The 18,058-nt window shown below is 64.6% G+C and carries 17 protein-coding genes; 11 read left to right on the top strand and 6 right to left on the bottom strand.

The window, feature by feature from the left end; genetic code table 11:
* The first annotated feature begins 96 nt into the window (after positions 1-96).
* Positions 97-918 (top strand): IclR family transcriptional regulator, encoded by an 822-nt coding sequence (locus tag ACFZAI_RS25455; protein ID WP_391569542.1) that lies wholly within the window; start codon positions 97-99, stop codon positions 916-918.
* Here the strand turns inward: ACFZAI_RS25455 and ACFZAI_RS25450 are convergent.
* Positions 911-1,762, bottom strand: coding sequence for an IclR family transcriptional regulator (locus ACFZAI_RS25450; protein ID WP_391569541.1), 852 nt, complete (start codon positions 1,760-1,762; stop codon positions 911-913). The two genes, ACFZAI_RS25455 and ACFZAI_RS25450, sit on opposite strands and share 8 nt — an antisense overlap.
* A gap of 175 nt (positions 1,763-1,937) precedes the next feature.
* Here ACFZAI_RS25450 and ACFZAI_RS25445 point away from each other — a divergent pair, with 175 nt between their 5' ends.
* The 5 genes from ACFZAI_RS25445 to ACFZAI_RS25425 all read left to right on the top strand — a co-directional run bounded on the left by ACFZAI_RS25445 (position 1,938) and on the right by ACFZAI_RS25425 (position 6,139).
* Positions 1,938-2,969: a TRAP transporter substrate-binding protein gene (locus tag ACFZAI_RS25445; protein WP_391569540.1), complete on the top strand. Its 1,032-nt coding sequence runs from the start codon at positions 1,938-1,940 to the stop codon at positions 2,967-2,969.
* Between the two features lie 2 nt (positions 2,970-2,971).
* The gene (locus ACFZAI_RS25440) at positions 2,972-3,643 is read left to right on the top strand and encodes a hypothetical protein (protein WP_391569539.1); all 672 of its coding nucleotides are present in this window, start codon (positions 2,972-2,974) and stop codon (positions 3,641-3,643) included.
* 161 nt (positions 3,644-3,804) lie between these two features.
* On the top strand, positions 3,805-4,266 hold the full coding sequence (locus ACFZAI_RS25435; protein WP_391569538.1) for a hypothetical protein: 462 nt from the start codon (positions 3,805-3,807) through the stop codon (positions 4,264-4,266).
* A 132-nt stretch (positions 4,267-4,398) separates the two neighbouring features.
* Entirely contained in the window at positions 4,399-4,638 is a 240-nt protein-coding gene (locus tag ACFZAI_RS25430) for a hypothetical protein (RefSeq protein WP_391569537.1), read from the top strand.
* 34 nt (positions 4,639-4,672) lie between these two features.
* Positions 4,673-6,139 carry an amidohydrolase family protein gene (locus tag ACFZAI_RS25425; protein WP_391569719.1) on the top strand — a complete coding sequence of 489 codons (1,467 nt, stop codon included), beginning with the start codon at positions 4,673-4,675 and terminating at the stop codon, positions 6,137-6,139.
* Between the two features lie 131 nt (positions 6,140-6,270).
* On the opposite strand, the gene ACFZAI_RS25420 is transcribed toward ACFZAI_RS25425, so the two are convergent.
* The 4 genes from ACFZAI_RS25420 to ACFZAI_RS25405 form a co-directional block, all read right to left on the bottom strand.
* Entirely contained in the window at positions 6,271-6,834 is a 564-nt protein-coding gene (locus tag ACFZAI_RS25420) for a hypothetical protein (RefSeq protein WP_391569536.1), read from the bottom strand.
* A 664-nt stretch (positions 6,835-7,498) separates the two neighbouring features.
* Complete coding sequence (locus tag ACFZAI_RS25415) at positions 7,499-8,635, bottom strand: glycosyltransferase family 4 protein (RefSeq protein ID WP_391569535.1); 1,137 nt, start codon at positions 8,633-8,635, stop codon at positions 7,499-7,501.
* On the bottom strand, positions 8,610-9,566 hold the full coding sequence (locus ACFZAI_RS25410; RefSeq protein WP_391569534.1) for a glycosyltransferase family 9 protein: 957 nt from the start codon (positions 9,564-9,566) through the stop codon (positions 8,610-8,612). The genes ACFZAI_RS25415 and ACFZAI_RS25410 overlap by 26 nt, the downstream gene beginning before the upstream one ends.
* 141 nt (positions 9,567-9,707) lie before the next feature.
* Positions 9,708-10,364, bottom strand: a complete 657-nt coding sequence (locus ACFZAI_RS25405) for an NTP transferase domain-containing protein (RefSeq protein ID WP_391569533.1) — start codon at positions 10,362-10,364, stop codon at positions 9,708-9,710.
* A 164-nt stretch (positions 10,365-10,528) separates the two neighbouring features.
* Here ACFZAI_RS25405 and ACFZAI_RS25400 point away from each other — a divergent pair, with 164 nt between their 5' ends.
* The 5 genes from ACFZAI_RS25400 to ACFZAI_RS25380 all read left to right on the top strand — a co-directional run bounded on the left by ACFZAI_RS25400 (position 10,529) and on the right by ACFZAI_RS25380 (position 16,863).
* Positions 10,529-11,557, top strand: a complete 1,029-nt coding sequence (locus tag ACFZAI_RS25400) for an XdhC family protein (protein ID WP_391569532.1) — start codon at positions 10,529-10,531, stop codon at positions 11,555-11,557.
* Positions 11,558-11,567: 10 nt separating this feature from the next.
* The gene (gene paoA, locus ACFZAI_RS25395; protein ID WP_391569531.1) at positions 11,568-12,209 is read left to right on the top strand and encodes an aldehyde dehydrogenase iron-sulfur subunit PaoA; all 642 of its coding nucleotides are present in this window, start codon (positions 11,568-11,570) and stop codon (positions 12,207-12,209) included.
* Positions 12,206-13,156, top strand: coding sequence for an FAD binding domain-containing protein (locus tag ACFZAI_RS25390; protein WP_391569530.1), 951 nt, complete (start codon positions 12,206-12,208; stop codon positions 13,154-13,156). Before paoA ends, ACFZAI_RS25390 begins: the two co-directional genes overlap by 4 nt.
* A 4-nt stretch (positions 13,157-13,160) precedes the next feature.
* Entirely contained in the window at positions 13,161-15,371 is a 2,211-nt protein-coding gene (gene paoC, locus ACFZAI_RS25385) for an aldehyde oxidoreductase molybdenum-binding subunit PaoC (RefSeq protein WP_391569529.1), read from the top strand.
* Positions 15,372-15,462: 91 nt separating this feature from the next.
* Positions 15,463-16,863: a PLP-dependent aminotransferase family protein gene (locus tag ACFZAI_RS25380; protein ID WP_391569528.1), complete on the top strand. Its 1,401-nt coding sequence runs from the start codon at positions 15,463-15,465 to the stop codon at positions 16,861-16,863.
* 74 nt (positions 16,864-16,937) lie between these two features.
* On the opposite strand, the gene ACFZAI_RS25375 is transcribed toward ACFZAI_RS25380, so the two are convergent.
* A complete protein-coding gene (locus tag ACFZAI_RS25375; protein ID WP_391569527.1) occupies positions 16,938-17,813 on the bottom strand; it encodes a LysR substrate-binding domain-containing protein in 876 nt (291 codons plus the stop codon).
* Positions 17,814-18,058 lie beyond the last annotated feature (245 nt).

Here is an 18,058-nt window from a genome sequence, read left to right as displayed (position 1 = left end):
GATGTCTTGCAAGACTCGGTAGTGGAATGTAATTCCGAGTGGAATAGTTTTCCACCTAGGGTTATCATCCATCACCCCACTACTTGTTGAGATGTCATGGCCGGAATTCTCGAACGCGCCCTCGCCGTCATGGAGCACCTTTCTTCCAGGCCGGAAGGTGTTCCGCTTGCGTCCCTGGCCCAACAGCTGGAGATTCCGCAAAGCGCCGCGCACCGGCTGTTGACGGACCTGTGCCGTTGCGGCTACGTGCGGCAGATGCGTGACCATGGCGACTACGCGCTGACGGCTCGCGTGGCGTCGATTGGCCTGAGCTATCTGGCCGCCACTGGCATTGTTGATATCGCGCAGCCGCTGGTGGATCGTCTGGCGGAGATTTCAGGCGAACTGGTGCGCCTGGCCATCGTCGACAACGAACGGCTGACCTGGGTGGCCAAGGCGCAGGGCGCGCGCCACGGTTTGCGTTATGACCCCGAGATGGGGTCCGACGCGCGGCTGTCGTGTAGTGCATCCGGGCACGCATGGATGCTGACGATGTCTGATGAGCGCGCATTGGATCTGGTTTCGCGGCAGGGCTTTGGCACGCCCGAGGAATATGGTCCCAATGCGCCGACGACCATCACGGCCCTGACCAAGATGCTGCACGCGGGCCGCAAGCGCGGCTACGCAATGATCAATGAAGTGTTCGCGCCGGGCATGACCGCCATGGCCGCGCCGGTGCAGCGCAAGGGCGAAGACGCCATCGGCGTGCTGAGTATTGCCGGGCCTGCGTTGCGTTTGACCGAAGCGCGCATGCTGGAGCTGGGTCCGGACTTGCTGGCCGCGGCCAACGAGCTGGCGCTGGCCAGCCTGGCCTCGCCCATGTTCCGCACGCGCTTTCCGATGCAGGGCCGCAATGCGGGCGACGATACCGTCAAGTGAGTGATGACGCGGGCTGGCCGCTCGCGTCGCCATCCTCTGCCGGGCCATTGCCCCACGTGCCTACGCGGGCGGAACGCAGTAACGGTGACGCGTCTCCGGCTTGCGCGAGCTCGCTGGCGGCGCGCAGCAAGGCGGGGCCGAATTTCTCCATCGCCTTCACCGTCAGGCGCTGCGAGGGGCCGGCCACCACCAGGATGCCGGTGCTTGCGTGGCCCGGGCGGCGCACGGGCGCGGCCATCGCGCTCATGCCCGCGGCGTATACGTCTTGCAGGATGCTGTACCCGCGCCGGCGGTGGCCGTCCAGGCTGGCCAGCAGCGCGCGTATCGAGGTGGGCGCATTCGGCCCGAAGTCGCGCGGCTTGCCCAGCCCTTGCTCGGTAACGTAGGCAATGGCTTGATCCTCGGGCAAGGTCATCAGCCAGGCGTGGCCCGCGGCGCTGCAAGACAGACGCAGATCAATGCCCATGTCGGGGTCGTAGAGCAGGCCCGATTTTGCGCCCTGAGCCTTGGCCACCAAGGTCAGCCGCTTGCCGTCAACAATGGCCAGTCGCACCAGTTCACCGGTGGCCAGGGCGAACCGGTCGATGACGGGTTGCGCGATGTCAACCACGCCCGAGCGGCTTAGAAAGCTCAGGCCCATGGAAGCCAGTTTGGTGGTCAGCGCGTATTCGCCGCGCACGGGCGTCTGTCGCACATAGCCGTATTTCATCAGTTCGTGCAGCGTGCGATGGCATCCGCTGCGCAGCTGATTCAAGTCGTCGGCGATGTTGGCAAGCGCCACGCCGTCAGGGTGGTTCGCCAGGTATTCCAGCAGCGCCAGCGTCTTTTCAATTGCCCCGCTCATCGCCTTCTCCTGAAGATCGTCCGGCCAGTTATTCAAATTTTGAATTCACTCAAATTTTGAACGGCATTCAAAATTATGCCCTATGCTCGCAGCGAAATATTCAACGATAAGGTCTGCTGCGGCGGTCGATGGATGCGGACCACTTGCCACCACCAAATGGAATAAGGGGTTGGAGATGAAGACGAAGCAATCGCCTGTTCGCGTTGCTGCAACGGCAGCCGCATCGCTCTTGGCGAGCCTGGCGCTGATGGCCACGGCGGCCGCGCAGGACGTCAAGACGCGCACCTTGAAGTTCGCCTTCAGCCTGGCGCAAGATCATCCGCTAGGCCAGGGCGCGCAGAAATTCGCCGATCTTGTCGCCGAGAAAAGCGGCGGCAAGATGAAGGTGTCGATCTACGCCAACGCCGTGTTGGGCGGCGACCCGCAGAACCTGTCAGCGGTGCGCGGCGGCACGCTGGATTTCACGTCGATGGCGACGGGCTTATTGGCCGGCATCGACAAGCGCTTCATGGTGTTCGACCTGCCGTTCCTGTTCAACGATGCGCAGGAGGCGTATGCGGTGTCCGATGGGCCGGTCGGCCAGCGCCTCTTGGGCGGGCTGTCGGATCACGGTCTGATCGGCCTGGGCATCTGGGACCTGGGCTTTCGCAACATGACCAACAGCAAGCGGCCCATCTCAACGGTGCAGGATTTTCAGGGCCTGAAAATTCGCGTCATTGCCGCGCCGGTTTATATCGACATGTTCAAGACCTTGGGGTCAAATCCGGTCCCGATGACCTTTGGCGAAGTCTATGGCGCGCTGGAATCCAAGGCGATAGATGGGCAGGACAATCCCGTGGGCGTCATCCAGTCCGCGAAGTTCGCCGAGGTGCAGAAGTACCTGTCGCTCACGCGCCATATCTACACCGGCATGCCTTTCTTGATGAGCAAGAAAACGTGGGACGGTATGACGCAAGCCGAGCGCCAGATCATTCTGGATGCGGCCGCCGAAGCCAAGGCGCAGCAACGCAAGATCTCGCAAGCCAAGGAAGCCGTGGCTATCGACGATTTGAAGAAGCTGATGCAGGTCAATGGCTTGACGCCGGATCAGGTCACCCAGTTGCGCAACGCGGTGAAACCCGTGGTCGATAAGTTCGCGGCAGAAATCGGCCCGGAGGTCATGCAACAGACGGCCACCGAACTGTCCACGCTGCGGGCCAAGCGCTGATCATGGCGCTGCTTGGAGACGCCGCCATCGCCATGTGGTGGGACATTTCGCCAGCCTGGCGCGCTGAGTTCGAAGACTGGCATTCGCATGAACACTTTCCCGAGCGGATGAATGTGCCGGGGTTCTTGCGCGGGTCGCGATGGGTGAGCGCGCGGGGAGGGGAAGGGTTCTTCGTTCTGTACGAGCTGGATGCCTACGAAACGTTGAGTTCCCCCGCCTACCTGAACCGGCTCAATCGTCCGACGCCCTGGTCCACGACCTTGATGCCGCAGCATCGCAACATGATCCGCAGCCAATGCCGCGTGCTGGAAAGCGCTGGCGGCGGCCTGGCCCGATACGCGCTCACCCTCCGCCTGTCGCCGCGGCCGGGCGCGCAAGACGAATTGCGTGCGTATCTGAAGGCGCATGCGGCGTCCGTGTCCCAGCAAGCCGGCATTTCAGGCGCCCACCTGCTGATGACACAAACCCCACCCATCGCCGCCACGACCGAGCAGCAGATACGCGGCGGCAAGGATCAAACAGCCGACTGGATCTACCTCATCAACGGCTACGAAATCAATGCCGTGGCGGCGTGCGACGGCGACGTGCTGAATGCGCCGGCGCTGCGCGACTACGGCGCCGGCGCGGCCTGGTCAGAGGTTTATTGTTTGTCGCATACGTTGGAGGCGGGGTAGGGGTTCTTACCCATCAGAGGGATGCCTGCCAGGCACAGGTCAACGAATAGAATTCGGATCAGGGTGACGGCCATGGGTATTGCGCTGGCTGCCTTATTGCCACCCCCATTGCCCCGCACTTCGCGCACAATGGACCCTGATTCCGCTTTCAAGGACCCGCCATGACCACCCCCGATTCCCCCTTGTCCGCCCTGACCCTGAATACCAGCGAAGACGGCCTGCGCTATCTACAGGGCACCTACGACACGGCCCCCGATATCAACGACGGCAAGGTCTATGTGTCCGTGCAGGTGCTGGCGGATTCTCAAGATAATGAAGCCGGCCTGGCGGCGTTTGAACGCGTCATGGCGGATCTGGGCGGCTGGATTGCGCAAGCCACGGCGTATCTGGAAGGCGTTTTCCGATCCGACCCCCAGGCCTTGGGCGCGGACGAATCCTTCGAGCTTCCGGCGGGCGTGCCCGTCGTGGAGGGGCCGGAAGTCATTTTCCATAGCGCAGACGAATGGTCGATTCTTTTCGCAGACGGCGTGTTTCCCATCTGCGAACCCTACGGCATCATGGTGAACATTCAGGACGGCAAGGTAGAGGACTTCACCGACTTATCTGGCGCCGAGGACGATTAATCCGAATCGCGGGCGGCCGACAGGCCTCTTGTTGAACGCCAATTTGACGCGCGGCTTGCTACAACCGTCTATTTGCGATGTAAGGCCCGAAATATGTCTGTTCAAACGCTAAGCCGCTACGGAGTCGCCCTATTGTTCGCGACGCTTGTCGCCGGCTGTTCGTCGGTGAAGCCCGGCGCGGCTGCCGCCGAGGCAGGGTCAAGTTCCAGCGCCGCCTCGGAACGGGTGGTCAGCGACAACTGCAAATGGCTGCGTAGCCGGTGCATCTACGAAGGCTCGTATGATGCGGGGGAACGCAATTATGCCGAGCAAGAAGCCAAACGGCTGAACACCGCCGAACTGGAACGGCTGCGCCGCGCTTTCGCAAAATAAGCGCCATCAGGAGTCCGCTATGGGCGTGTCCGCAATGCCCCGCCGTGATGCGTCGCAGGGTTATCTGTCCTGCCGCAATCGTGTCTGCCAATGTGGCAGCGTGGCCTGCACGCTGATTTATCAACGCGTCATGGCCGACATGTCGCGCCGGCTGTTTCTGGGCGGCATTGCCGCGACGCTGATTCCGTTTACCTCGTTGCGTGCGGCTGACGACCTTGTGCGGCGTCCCGCCGTGTCTGACCGCCCCCAGCTGCTGACCAATCTGCGGCTGTTCGATGGGTCCGGCAAGCCGGTGCAGGACGGGGTGCAGGTGCTGATTCAGGGCAACGTGATCACTGCCTTGCCCGCGGCCGGTGAAACCGTGGAAGGCGCGCAGGTGATTGATTGCCAGGGCAAGCTGGTGATGCCCGGGCTGATCGATGTGCATTGGCACACGATGCTGGCCGCCATTGCGCAGACCACGGCGATGACGGCCGACCTGGGGTATCTCTACATTGCGGCCGCCCAAGAGGCCGAGCGCACGTTGCTGCGCGGCTTCACCTCCATACGCGATGCGGGCGGCCCGGCGTTTGCGTTAAAGCGCGCCATTGATGAAGGCATGGTGCCCGGCCCGCGCATCTACCCCAGCGGGGCGATGATTTCGCAGACGGCCGGGCATGGCGATTTTCGCTTGCGCAGTGAGGTGCCGCGCGGCGCCGACACGCCGCACAACCTGGTGGAGCAGCGCGGCGTTGCGATGATTGCCGATGGCGCGGACCAGGTGCTGCGCCGCGTGCGCGAACAGCTGATGCTGGGCGCATCGCAGGTCAAGATCATGGCTGGCGGCGGCGTGGCGTCGCTGTACGACCCGTTGGACAGCACGCAGTTCTCGGAAGTCGAAGTGCGTGCAGCGGTGGACGCGGCGGCGGATTGGAACACGTATGTCATGGCGCACGTCTACACGCCGCGAGGCATCCAGCGCACCATCAAGGCGGGCGTGAAAAGCATCGAGCACGGCCAGCTGGCCGACGAGGCCAGCGCGCGGATGATGCGTGACGAAGGCGTGTGGTGGAGCTTGCAGCCCTTCTTGATGGACGAAGACGCCAATACCTACCCCGACGCAGAGCGCCGCGAAAGCCAGCGTTTGGTGTCCGAAGGCACGGTCAATGCCTATGCCTTGGCGCAGAAGTACGGCATCAAGACGGGATGGGGCACGGATATTCTCTTTAACGCCAAGAACACGCCCAGCCAGGGCAGGCAGCTGGCGAAGATGGCGCGCTTCTATGACCCGCTGACGGCGCTTGCCCAGGCCACGGGCGTCAACGGCGAGCTGCTGGGCTTGTCCGGCGCGCGCAAGCCCTATCCGCATGTGCTGGGGCGCATTGTTCCCGGCGCGTTTGCTGACCTGCTGGTGGCCGATGGCGACCCGGCCCGCAATCTGGATTTCCTGGCCGACCCGGCGAAGAATCTGCGGCTGATCATGAAGGACGGCAAAATCTACAAGAACTCGCTATCCGGTTAACGCACCGGGCCACGTCTACAAGAACTCGCTATCCGGTTAACACACCGGGCCACGCGCGGCCTGCTGCCGCGTTCCGGTTCTCTCTGGTTCTTTCGGGTTCTGCTGCTTCTTGCTGGTTCTTCCTGTTTTTATTAAGCGAGCAATTGCGCCGCTTGCAGCGCCAGACCGTGCGCAATCATGGCCTTGCGCCGTTCGTTGAGCCTGGAGAAGCCGTCCTCCAGTTCGCCGTAACGCCGGTCTGACATATCGGCGCGTGCGGCGGCTTCCTGCTTGGACAGTTTCAGGTATTCGCGCCACGCGCGCGGCAAAGGCCAGCGGTGCTTGACGGCTTTCTCCAGCACGTCCTGGGGGATGGTGCCGTCATCAGGAATATGCGGTGCGTCGTTGGCCAAACGCGCCAGGTCGATATCCTGTTGGGCGGCAGCTGTCAGGAGATCGTTTTCAGCCCATGCAAGCTGGGATTGAAAGCACGTATCGGTAATCGAATCCGTAACGCCATTACCCGGCAGATAGGCTTGAAGCAATTCCAGATACTCGTCATGGCGCAAGAGCACATAAGCGGGCTCGCCATCGCCGCGCGATATTTTCGGGGCAAGTTCAAGCGCAGGGTCGGGCGCTGTCAGCGTAGCGGGCTCCACGGCTCCAGATGTTCGATCAGTATTCCCTTTTTGTCCCATTGATAATGCACGCTCCATAAGTTGGAGACCGTCAAGATGCACCGAGAGATACCGCCTCTGCGTGGCAATCTGGCGCTTTCGCGCGAGTTCGCCAGCGCTCGGGTGGCGTTCAGGACGGCCCGTTGCCCCTGGGGCTCCAGGCAAATCAGCGCTGACGCGGCCAGAGCGGCCCAACGCACTCGCTTCGATGTTGGGGGTGGCGGCGTATCCATTAAGCGTTCGATTCAGTGGCATTCAGTTTGAAAATAAAGACGGGCGCCAGCGCGCCGGCGAAAGTTCAGTGCCGAATGTAGTTGCCACCCATTGCCCCGGGATATAGGACTGGTTCGATAAGCAAAATTATTTATTGCGGAATAAATCGAAATACAGTTAATGTGTTAGATACTTTCTGTTTTCTTTGTTTGCCTTTCCTAGCGTGGATTCGGCATAAGCCTCACTACACTGCGCGCTCCGTATAGATAGCGAATCCGGATGCTGAACAATGCAGTGGTAGTGTCTATAGCGTCTTTGCTTGCGGTTTGGCCGTCGCCCACAATAATGGAGCAGATAATCTGCGTGACCTCGCCGGCCAGCACAAAGATAATCGTGCTGATGCGAAAAGACGTATTTATTCAATGGGAATTGCCGGAGGGCGCCGGATGCGTGGGCGCACGGCAAACCAGCGTCAACCGCCTGCGGGCCGTCACCGGAATTCGCGGCTGACCGGCGCGCCCATCGCCTTTTTATAGGCATCCAAAGTGCTGATCATTTTTGCTGACAGCCGAAAGTGCTGCTCGGCATAGGCGCGCGCGCGGGCGGTCACGGCTTGCGCGTCAGTTGGCTGTGCGCGGATCTGCAAGATGCAGTCGGCGAATTCCCGGATGTTTCCGGGCGCGGCCAGCCACCCGGTTTGCCCGGGCGCGATGATCTCGGGCAGCCCGCCGACATGGCTTGCGACCACGGGCAGGCCCGACGCGTAGGCTTCGGGCACGATACGCGACCAGGCTTCGGTTGCCGACGGCACAAGCACCACATCCGCGGCGTGGATGATCTGGGCGATATCGGTGCGGTGTCCGGCGAATACGGTGTGTGCCGAGATGCCTAGCGCCACGGCCAATTGATAAAGCTCGTAGGCATACGGCTGGGTGGCGGGCGTAGGCATGCCGATGACCAGCGCCACCGCGGGCACGCCCTGCGCGCGCAAGCGTTGCACGACGCGCAGCAGATCGGCCTGCCGTTTTTCCGGGCGCAACATGCCAATCGTGGCGATGACGCAGGCGGCGTCGGACGCGGGCAGCCCTAGTTCGCGCCGGGCGCTGACGCGCCGGCCGGCGGTGCAGCCCGTCTGAAAAAACGCATCCGCCGCCCATTCCCCCACCACACTGATGCGATCTTCTGGCGCGAACCGCGCTGCCAGCAGTTCTTGCCTGCCGGTATGGCTGGTGGCGATGACATGGTCGCAGCCGATCTTCCATTCCAGCCGGCGGCGCGGCGAGGTGCGCATCGGCTTGGCGAAGTGGCGCGTGCGCACCACCGCGCACAGGTCGCGGCACAGCGCCGCCGTCTTGCCATCGGCGCGGCTGTGGCTGTCGATGACGCTGATGTTCAGCGATTTGACGGCGCGGCGCAGCGCCAAGACCGTACCGGGCGCATAGGCGGGGCTGAAGTCGATGTCCACCACGTCCAGATTGCGCCGCCGGGCTTCCTGGTTGACGGCGCTGGCGGCGGGCGCCGCGATGGCCACGCCGTAGCCTGCGCGTTGCAGCCAGCTGGCCTGCTCCAGGGTTCGGAATTCCAGTCCGCCCAGGCTGTGTTCAGCCAGCGTATGAAGAACGCGCATGATGCTCCAGTACGTTTTGGCAGGCGTGCAACACGTCGTCGGGCGTGATGGCGTCAATGCCGTCTTTGGGATGGCGGGGGACCACAGCGGCCGAGTAGGGCCGGTCCCAGAACCATTCCGGGTTGGGTTCGTTGAAGATGCCCACATAGGGCACACAGGCGCCTTGCGCAATGTGCGAGGGGCCGCAATCGTTGGCCACCACCAGCCGTGCGCGCAGCATGATGGCGCTAAGCTCGGCAATGCTGCGGCAATAGGCAACCGCGAAGTCCGGGCGGCGCATGGCTTCAAGCGCTTCGCGTTCGGCGGCTTCTTGCGGCCCCAGCACGAACAGGAAGCGGGCGTCTGCGCCCAGCAACGGCGTGAGCCGGTCGGCCAGCCGCAGGAAATTCATCAGCCCCCAGCGTTTGAACGCCCCCGCGCCGCCGCCGGGAATCATGACGACGTCGGCGCTGGGCGATGAGCGCAGATGCGGGCCGGCCAGCGTTTGAAAACAGCGCCGCGTGGTGTCTTCAGCGTCAAACGGCCGGTAGGTGGCCAGCAGGCGCAGGTTGGCCAGGCCGATGTATTCGGCAGTGGTCTTGCGGTGGCAGTGCGTCCAGATCAGGTCGCTCAAGCGCGCATTGCGAAACCCCAGCCGAATGGCCGGCGGCCGCAGCAGGGTGGCCATGCCGACGCGTTCGCTGCTGTGATGCAGGCTGACGCACATCTGTGTAGTCGGCGTCAGGCTGCGCACGGTGTCGCCGAACGAGGCGACGCGCACGAACTCATCCACCCACGGCAACGCGCGGTAAAAGCCGCCCACGTCGTCACGCGCCACCACGCGGATTCGTTCAGACGCCCACCCCGTTTTCAACTGGTACAGCGTGGGAAGCGCGACGATCTGGTCGCCCCACTGCGGCTGGCTTCTGATATAGACGACGACTTCCGACACCGTTTCCTCCCGTGCATGGCATTGCGGTCCGCGACCGTTGGCGGGCAATGTATCGGGAGGGGAGTGGCAACGTTCTTCAATCCATTTAAGAAGTGTGAAGAAGCGCGCGTCGCCGCTTTATAGATTTACACAATTCCCCGGTCAGGGCCGGCACCGGCCACCGACGGCAGGATGCAAGTCCTGCGGCGTGTCGACATCGGCCAGCACGCCGGCGTCGTCCACCGCCAGTTCCGTAACCGGGTGCCGGGCCAACAGCGAGCGCGCGCCCGTGTCGCCCGACAGCGTGGCAAGTTCCGGCCACAACGCGCGGCAAAATGCCACCGGGTGGCCGCGCCGGCCTTGCCACGTTGGTATGACGATGGAATGTTCCCGCGCCGCCTGCGCCACCTGCTGGCAGGTGTCGTCACGCAACCAGGGCATGTCTGCCAAGGCGATCAGGCAGGATTGTTCGCCCGGCGCCGCGGTGTTCAGCAAGTGGCGCGCGGCGGCCGCCAGGCTGTCGCCCATGCCGTTGGCCTCGGGGCCGACGACAAGCACCTCGCACCCCGCTGACGCCAGCAGGGTGCGCAGCGCGCTCTGGTCTGCACGTGTCACGGCGATGGTGCGGCCGGTCGCGGCGCAAAGCGCGGTGGCGGCGGCTTGCGCCACGGATAAGCCCGGCGTGAGCGGCGCCAGTAATTTGTCTTGCCCGGGCGCTATCGCGGCGAAGCGCCGGCCATGGCCCGCGGCCAGCAGCAAGCCCACGCACGCCGCGGCGGGCATTGATGACGATCTAGTAATGGGCAGAGGATTGGGCATGATTCTTGCCGATGACGGCTAGCTGATCACAGGCGACAGGCCAAGGGTAAGGGGCCAGAGAGGCCCGCATTGATGAGTCGGTTTCAACGGTGTATGCAGATTTTGCCCCTTTTTCCCGAAAGGGGCCGGTTGTTAGACTCGTTCGACTATCTGGGGGCGCCGTCATGCAGAGTCTGGATTTACAAGTGCTGTCCGCCATCCGCGACTGGCATCGCCAGGGGCATCGCGTGGTACTGGCCACCGTCGCCGCCACCTGGGGCGCATCGCCGCGCCCGCCGGGTTCCTGGCTGGCCGTGCGCGACGATGGCCGAATCGCCGGCTCTGTCTCGGGCGGCTGTATTGAAGATGACCTGATCGACAAGATGCGGCGCGGCGCATTGTGGGCCGCGCAGCCTTACGCGTTGACGTATGGCGCCACGCGCGACGAGGCGCTGAATTTTGGCCTGCCTTGCGGCGGCATCCTGGAGCTGCTGATTGAGCCTGCTCCAGACATGGCGGCGTTGCAGCAGCTGGATACGCGCTTGCGCCGCGGCGAACTCGTGAGCCGCACCGTCTCGTTGAAGGATGGCGCTGCGACGTTGGCGCTTGCGCAGCGGGGCGGCCGCTTCCGTTGGGACGGCGCATCGCTGACGACCCTGCACGGGCCGCAGTGGCGCCTGCTGTTGGTGGGGGCGGGCGATATCGCCCGGTATGTGGCGCCCATGGCGGTGGCGCTGGAGTTCGACGTCATCGTCTGCGACCCGCGCGACGAGTACGCGGCGTCGTGGAATGTGCCGGGTACCCAGCTGGTGACGGCCATGCCTGATGACGCGGTCACCGCCCTGGCGCCAGACGTCCGCACCGCCATCATCGTGCTGGCGCACGACCCGAAGCTGGACGACATGGCGCTGCTTGAAGCGCTGCCGTCGCAGGCTTTCTTTGTGGGCGCGCTGGGTTCACGGCGCACCAATGCGAACCGGCGCAAACGGCTGGCCGAACATTTTGGTTTTTCGGACGAGACCGTCCAGCGCTTGCACGGGCCCGTGGGCCTGGACATCGGCAGCCGCACGCCGCCGGAGATCGCGGTGTCGATCCTGGCGCAGCTGACGGCGGAACGCATTCGGCAAACGGCGCAGATCCGTAGTTTGGATGGCGCGCCCGCCACCTCGCCAGCGTTGCAGGAATGCGGCTTGCTGGCTTTTGCACATTCATGAAGGGGCTGCCTTGGAAAATTCGCTAGCACTCAAGATCACCCGGCGCAATCTGCTGAAGGCAGGCGCCGTGTCCGCCACCGCCATGGCCACGCCATCAATCGCCACGGCGCAGCAAGCGGCCCAGACCGGCACGCTGCCCATGTCGTCTACCGTGAACTTGCGCGTCAACGGCACGGCGCACGAGCTGTCGCTGGATATGCGCACAACGCTGCTGGACGCCCTGCGCGAGCATCTGCACCTGACCGGCACCAAGAAGGGCTGTGATCACGGCCAGTGCGGCGCCTGTACGGTGATGCTGGACGGCAGGCGGGTCAACTCTTGTCTGACCTTGGCGGTGATGCACGAAGGCGCCGAGATCACCACCATCGAAGGCCTGGGTTCGCCGCGCGCGCTGCATCCCTTGCAAGCGGCGTTCGTGAAGCATGACGGCTACCAATGCGGCTATTGCACGCCGGGGCAGATATGCTCCGCCGTCGGCATGCTGGACGAAGTTTCCCAAGGCGTGCCCAGCCACGTCAGCGCCAGCCTGACCGAACGCCCGCTGCTCAGCGCAGACGAGATCCGCGAGCGCATGAGCGGCAACATCTGCCGCTGCGGCGCGTATTCAAACATCGTTGACGCCATCGTCGACGTGGCAGGGGGCAAATCATGAAGCCCTTTACCTATGAGCGCCCCCGCACACCTGCGGAAGCCGCGGCCAGTGCGGCGCAGATGCGCGGCGCGCGCTTCATCGCGGGCGGCACCAACCTGCTGGACCTGATGAAGCTGGAAGTGGAAACGCCAGCGCATCTGATTGATGTGAACGGCCTGGGCCTGGACCAGATCACCGAGACGCCCGACGGCGGTTTGCGCGTGGGCAGCCTGGTGCGCAATACGGACCTGGCGGCGGACGCACGCGTGCGCCGCGACTACGCCGTGCTGTCGCGCGCCATTCTGGCGGGCGCGTCCGGGCAGATACGCAACCGCGCGACCACCGCGGGCAATCTGCTGCAACGCACGCGCTGCCCGTACTTCTACGACACCAACATGCCGTGCAACAAGCGCGCGCCGGGCAGCGGCTGTTCGGCCATAGGCGGCGTGACGCGGCAATTGGCCGTGATTGGCGCAAGCGACGCCTGTATCGCCACGCATCCCAGCGACATGGCGGTAGCCATGCGCCTGCTGGACGCCCAGGTGGAAACCGTGCGCCCGGACGGCGCGGCGCGCGTGATTCCGATTGCGGACTTCTATCGTCTGCCTGGAAACACGCCGCACATCGACACCGCGCTGGACGCGGGCGAACTCATCACGGCTGTCACCCTGCCCAAGCCCGCTGGCGGCACGCACGTCTACCGCAAGGTGCGCGACCGCGCCTCTTTTGCGTTTGCGCTGGTGTCGGTGGGCGCGATTGTGCAGGCGGACGGCAGCGGGCGCGTGGCGATGGGCGGCGTTGCGCCGCAGCCCTGGCGCATGGACGCGGCGGATGCCGCGGTGCCGCAAGGCGCGAAAGCGGTGGCCGACCGGCTGCTGGCCGACGCGCGCCCCACGGACGACAACGCCTTCAAGCTGACCTTGGCGGCGCGAACCCTGAGTGCAGTGCTGGCGCAAGCGAGGGCCTGACGCGATGAAATTCGATACTCCCGCTACCGAAAATCCCATCGATCAATTGAAGATCGTGGGCCATGGCGTTGACCGCATCGACGGCCCGCTGAAGACGACCGGCACCGCGCATTACGCGTATGAACACCACGACACGGCGCCCGACGCCGCCGTGGGCTACGTGCTGGGTTCCGCCATTGCCAAGGGCCGCATCCGCAGCATGGACATCGAGGCCGCGCGGCGCGCGCCCGGCGTGCTGGCGGTGGTTACCGCGCAAAACGCCGGCAAGCTCGGCAAGGGCAAGATGAACACCGCCACCTTGCTGGGCGGCCCGGACGTTGAACACTATCACCAGGCGATTGCCTTGGTGGTGGCCGACACGTTGGAGCAGGCGCGCGCCGCCAGCCGCTTGATCCGCGTGCAGTACGAGCGTGCGCCGGGGGCATTCGATCTGGCGGCGGAAAAAGTCGCCGCGGAAAAAGCCGGCAAGCCGCCGCAGGCGGATCGCGTCGGCGACTTCGAAGGCGCGTTCGCGCAAGCCGCCGTGAAGATCGACCACACCTACACCACGCCCGACCACACCCACGCGATGATGGAACCGCATGCGTCCACCGCCATGTGGCAAGGCGATGCGCTGACGTTGTGGACGTCGAACCAGATGATCGATTGGGGGCGCAGCGACGTCGCCAAGACCTTGGGAATCTCCACGGACAAGGTTCGGCTGATTTCGCCCTACATTGGCGGCGGCTTTGGCGGCAAGCTGTTTGTGCGTTCGGATGCGCTGCTGGCGGCGCTGGGCGCGCGGGCGGCCAAGCGCGCGGTGAAGGTGGCGTTGCAACGCCCGCTGATCGCCAACAACACCACGCACCGTCCGGCGACCATTCAACGCATTCGCATCGGCACGACGCCAGACGGCAAGATCACCGCCATCGGGCACGAAAGCTGGTCGGGCGATTTGCCTGGCGGCAAGCCCGAGGAAGCCGTGCAGCAGACGCGCTTGCTGTATGCCGGCGCCAACCGGCTGACTGCCTTGAATCTGATGGAGCTGGACTTGCCCGAAGGCAACGCGATGCGTGCGCCGGGCGAAGCGCCGGGGTTGATGGCGCTGGAAATCGCCATCGATGAAATGGCCGAGGCCGTAAAGTTGGACCCCATCGAATTCCGCGTCCGCAACGACACGCAGGTGGACCCGGAAAAACCGGAGCGGCCGTTCTCGCAACGCAGTCTGATTGAATGCCTGCGTTCGGGCGCCGAGCGCTTTGGCTGGAAGGCGCGCAACACGCAGCCCGGTACGCGTCGCGAAGGCCGCTGGCTGGTGGGCATGGGCGTGGCGGCGGCGTTTCGCAACAACCTGGTGATGGATTCCGCCGCGCGGGTGCGGCTGGATGCCGCGGGCCAGGTCATCGTTGAAACCGACATGACCGACATCGGCACGGGCAGCTACACCATCATTGCGCAGACCGCCGCCGAGATGCTGGGCGTGCCGCTGGCGAAAGTCGTGGTGCGGCTGGGGGATTCGTCGTTCCCGGTATCGGCAGGTTCGGGCGGGCAATGGGGCGCGAACAGCGCCACGGCCGGCGTGTATGCGGCGTGTCTGAAGTTGCGCGCGGCGGTGCTGGACAAGCTGGGTTTCAAATCGGAAGGCGCGACGTTCGCCGATGGCTCGGTGACCGAGGCTGGCGGCCGGACGGCGCTGCTGCGGCAAGCGGCTAGCGACGGCGAGCTGGTGGTGGAAGGGGGCGTGGAGTTCGGCGACCTGGACAAGAAATTCCAGCAGTCCACGTTCGGCGCGCATTTCGTGGAAGTGGCGGTAGACGCCGACACGGGCGAAACGCGCATCCGCCGCATGCTGGCCGTGTGCGCATCGGGCCGCATCCTGAACCCCAAGACGGCGCGCAGCCAGGTGATAGGCGCAATGACGATGGGCGTCGGGTCGGCGCTGATGGAGGAACTGGCCGTGGACCACCGGGTGGGCTTCTTCGTCAACCACGATCTGGCGGGGTACGAAGTGCCGGTGCATGCCGACATTCCGTCGCAAGAGGTGGTGTTCCTGGACGAAACCGACCCCACGTCGTCGCCCATGAAAGCCAAGGGGGTGGGCGAACTGGGCCTGTGCGGTGTGGGCGCGGCGATTGCCAACGCGGTCTACAACGCCACCGGCGTGCGCGTGCGGGACTATCCGATTACGTTGGACAAGCTCTTGGCCGGGTTGCCGGCAAACGCGGATCAGGCGTGATTCCCCGCGCCCACGGCGCAATTTACGTTTGTCGCGATGCGGGTTGATTACTATCATCCATACATCGCGACATTCTGGCGCCGTTAAATCCATGCAAGACGAAGATTTGTATTCAATTTGGCCGCAGCATCTGACCGGGGGCGGCGGCCCGCGCTACCGCCAGATTGCGGATTTCATCGAAGTCGCCGTCGCGGAAAACCAGCTGCAACCCGGCGACCGCCTGCCTCCGCAACGCGGGCTGGCGCAGCGGCTGGGCGTAGACCTGACGACCGTCACGCGTGCGTACGCCGAAGCCGGGCAGCGCGGCCTGCTGGACCCGCGCGGCGCGCTGGGCACTTTCATCGCCCGGCCCGCCGCGCAGTCCGCGCCGCTGATCGATCTGGGCATGAACATGCCGCCCGCACCGCTGGGGTGCGACTTGCAAGCGCTGGTGCAACGCGGGCTGGCCAAGGTGATGGACCGCCACGACGTCAACGTGATGATGGCGTATCACCTGGCGGGCGGCAGCCGGGATGACCGCAGCGCAGGCGCGCAATGGCTGGCGCAGGCGGTGGGGCCGGTCGACCCCGACCGGGTGCTGGTCTGCCCCGGTGCGCAAGCGGCGCTGGCCGCGCTGATCCTGGCGCTGAGCCAACCCGGCGACAGCATCATTGCCGAGCCGCTGGTGTACCCCGGCCTGCTCAACGCCGCACAACATCTGGGCCGCCACGTGTTGGCCGCCGAGGTCGACGATGACGGCATGACGCCGTCTGGCCTGGAACGCGCCTGCCGCGAAAGCGGCAGCCGGCTGGTCTATCTGAATCCCACGTTGCAGAATCCGACCACGCACACGATGAGCGCACGCCGCCGGCGCGACCTGGCGCGATCGGCATCCGCTTGCGGCGCACGCATCATTGAAGACGATCCGTACCGGCTGTTCCTGGACGACGCGCCGCCCCCCATGGCCAGCCTCGCGCCCGCGTCGGTGTTCTACATCGCTACGCTGGCCAAGTGCCTGACGCCGGGCCTGCGCACCGCCTTCGTGCTGAGCCCGGATCAAGACAGCCGCACGCGCGTGATGGCCGCCATGCGTTCCTTCGCGCTGATGGCCACGCCATTAATGGGCGCGCTGGCCACGCAATGGATTGTGAGCGGCACTGCGCAGAGCGTGCTGCATGGCGTGCGGGCCGAAGCGCAGGCGCGCCAGCGCGTGGCGCGCAAGCTGTTGCCCGGCCCGTTTGGTTCGGCCCCGGTGGGGATTCATCTGTGGCAGCCGCTGCCGTCGCAATGGATGGCGGCAGATCTGGCGCGGGTGGCGCGTGACGAAGGCTTGAGCGTGGCGTCGTCGGACGCCTTTCAGGTGGGAACAGCCGTGATGGGCAACGCGGCGCACAATGCCATCCGTATTTCACTGGGCGGCGTGAAAGACAGGCAGGCGCTTTCGGACGCGCTGGAAAAGCTGGCGCGGCTGATGCGCCGTCGCCCTGCGTTTCAGCGCGACCCTATCGTGTAGCGCAGGCCATACCAACCCCACACCAACCCCGCATCAACCCCACATCAACCCGATACCATCCCCAAAAGATCCCGTCAGCTGCCCGCCTGCCCGCTTTCTTCCAGCAGCCAGTCGCGAAACGCCGAGACGGGGCAGGTGGCCAATTTTTCGGGCGGCGCCAAAAAGTAATAGCCCGCGCCGGTGCTGAATTCCTCATCCAGTGCGGGCGCCAGCACGCCTTGCCGCAGCTCGTCTTCCACCAGGAATGTCGGCAGCAAGCCGATGCCGATGCCCGAGGCCACCGCCTGAATCAAATGGGTGGTCAGCTCGAACTGCGCGCCCCAGCGCATCGAACGCACGGGCAGCTTGTGCGCTTCAAACCAGCGCTGCCACACTGCCGGGCGGGCGGCCACTTGCAGCAGGCTGTGTTGCGCCAGGTCCGACGGTTGGCGCGTCGGGTGGCTGACGGCCAGCTCGGGGCTGATGACCGGAATGACGTATTCATCCATCAAGCGATACGGAGTCAGACCCGGCCAGTCGCCGTCACCCACGGCGATCACGGCGTCAATGCCGGCCAGCTCCAGATCGAACCGGGTCACGCGCGAATGCAGATGGACAAGTATGCCCGGATGCCGTGCGTAGAAACGGTTCAGCCGGGGCATCAGCCACTTGGCGGTAAAGGTGGGCAGCGCGGCCAGATGAATGTCGCCGCGGCCGGTACGGTGCGAGATCGCTTGCAGCGACGCGCTGCGGATGCGCTGTAGCGCGGCCTCCAGTTCCTTCTGATACCGCATGCCGGCTTCGGTGAGCAGAATGCGCCGCTTCTCGCGCCGGAACAGCGCCACTTCCAGCAGATCCTCCAGCGCTTGCACCTGCCGGCTGACGGCGCTTTGGGTCAGCGCGAGCTCCGTCGCGGCGCGGGTAAAGCTCAGATGGCGGGCGCTGGCCTCGAAGGCTAGCAGCAGCGACATGGAGGGAGTCAGGCGGCGCGGATTCATTCTGTGACTACATGAATGGGAACGGGTCAATATACCGCGCGTAGCAGAAATATCTTGAGCTTCATCAAGCGTCGCGGGTAAAGGTCATTCATAAAACGAATGATCTGCATGAGGTTTTTCCGTTTTTCATGCGGGTGGGATCTGGCTGAAAATAAGTCGAAAGCAAGCGCGACGGCAATGCACAGCGGCAATGCACAGCGGCAACGCGCAATGGCTTG

Origin of the sequence: Achromobacter sp. NPDC008082, from assembly GCF_042957345.1 — a bacterium.
Lineage (GTDB): Bacteria > Pseudomonadota > Gammaproteobacteria > Burkholderiales > Burkholderiaceae_B > Achromobacter > Achromobacter kerstersii_A.
The sequence above is the reverse complement of the archived record's forward strand: the minus strand, read 5'-3'. Positions and strand labels throughout refer to the sequence as shown.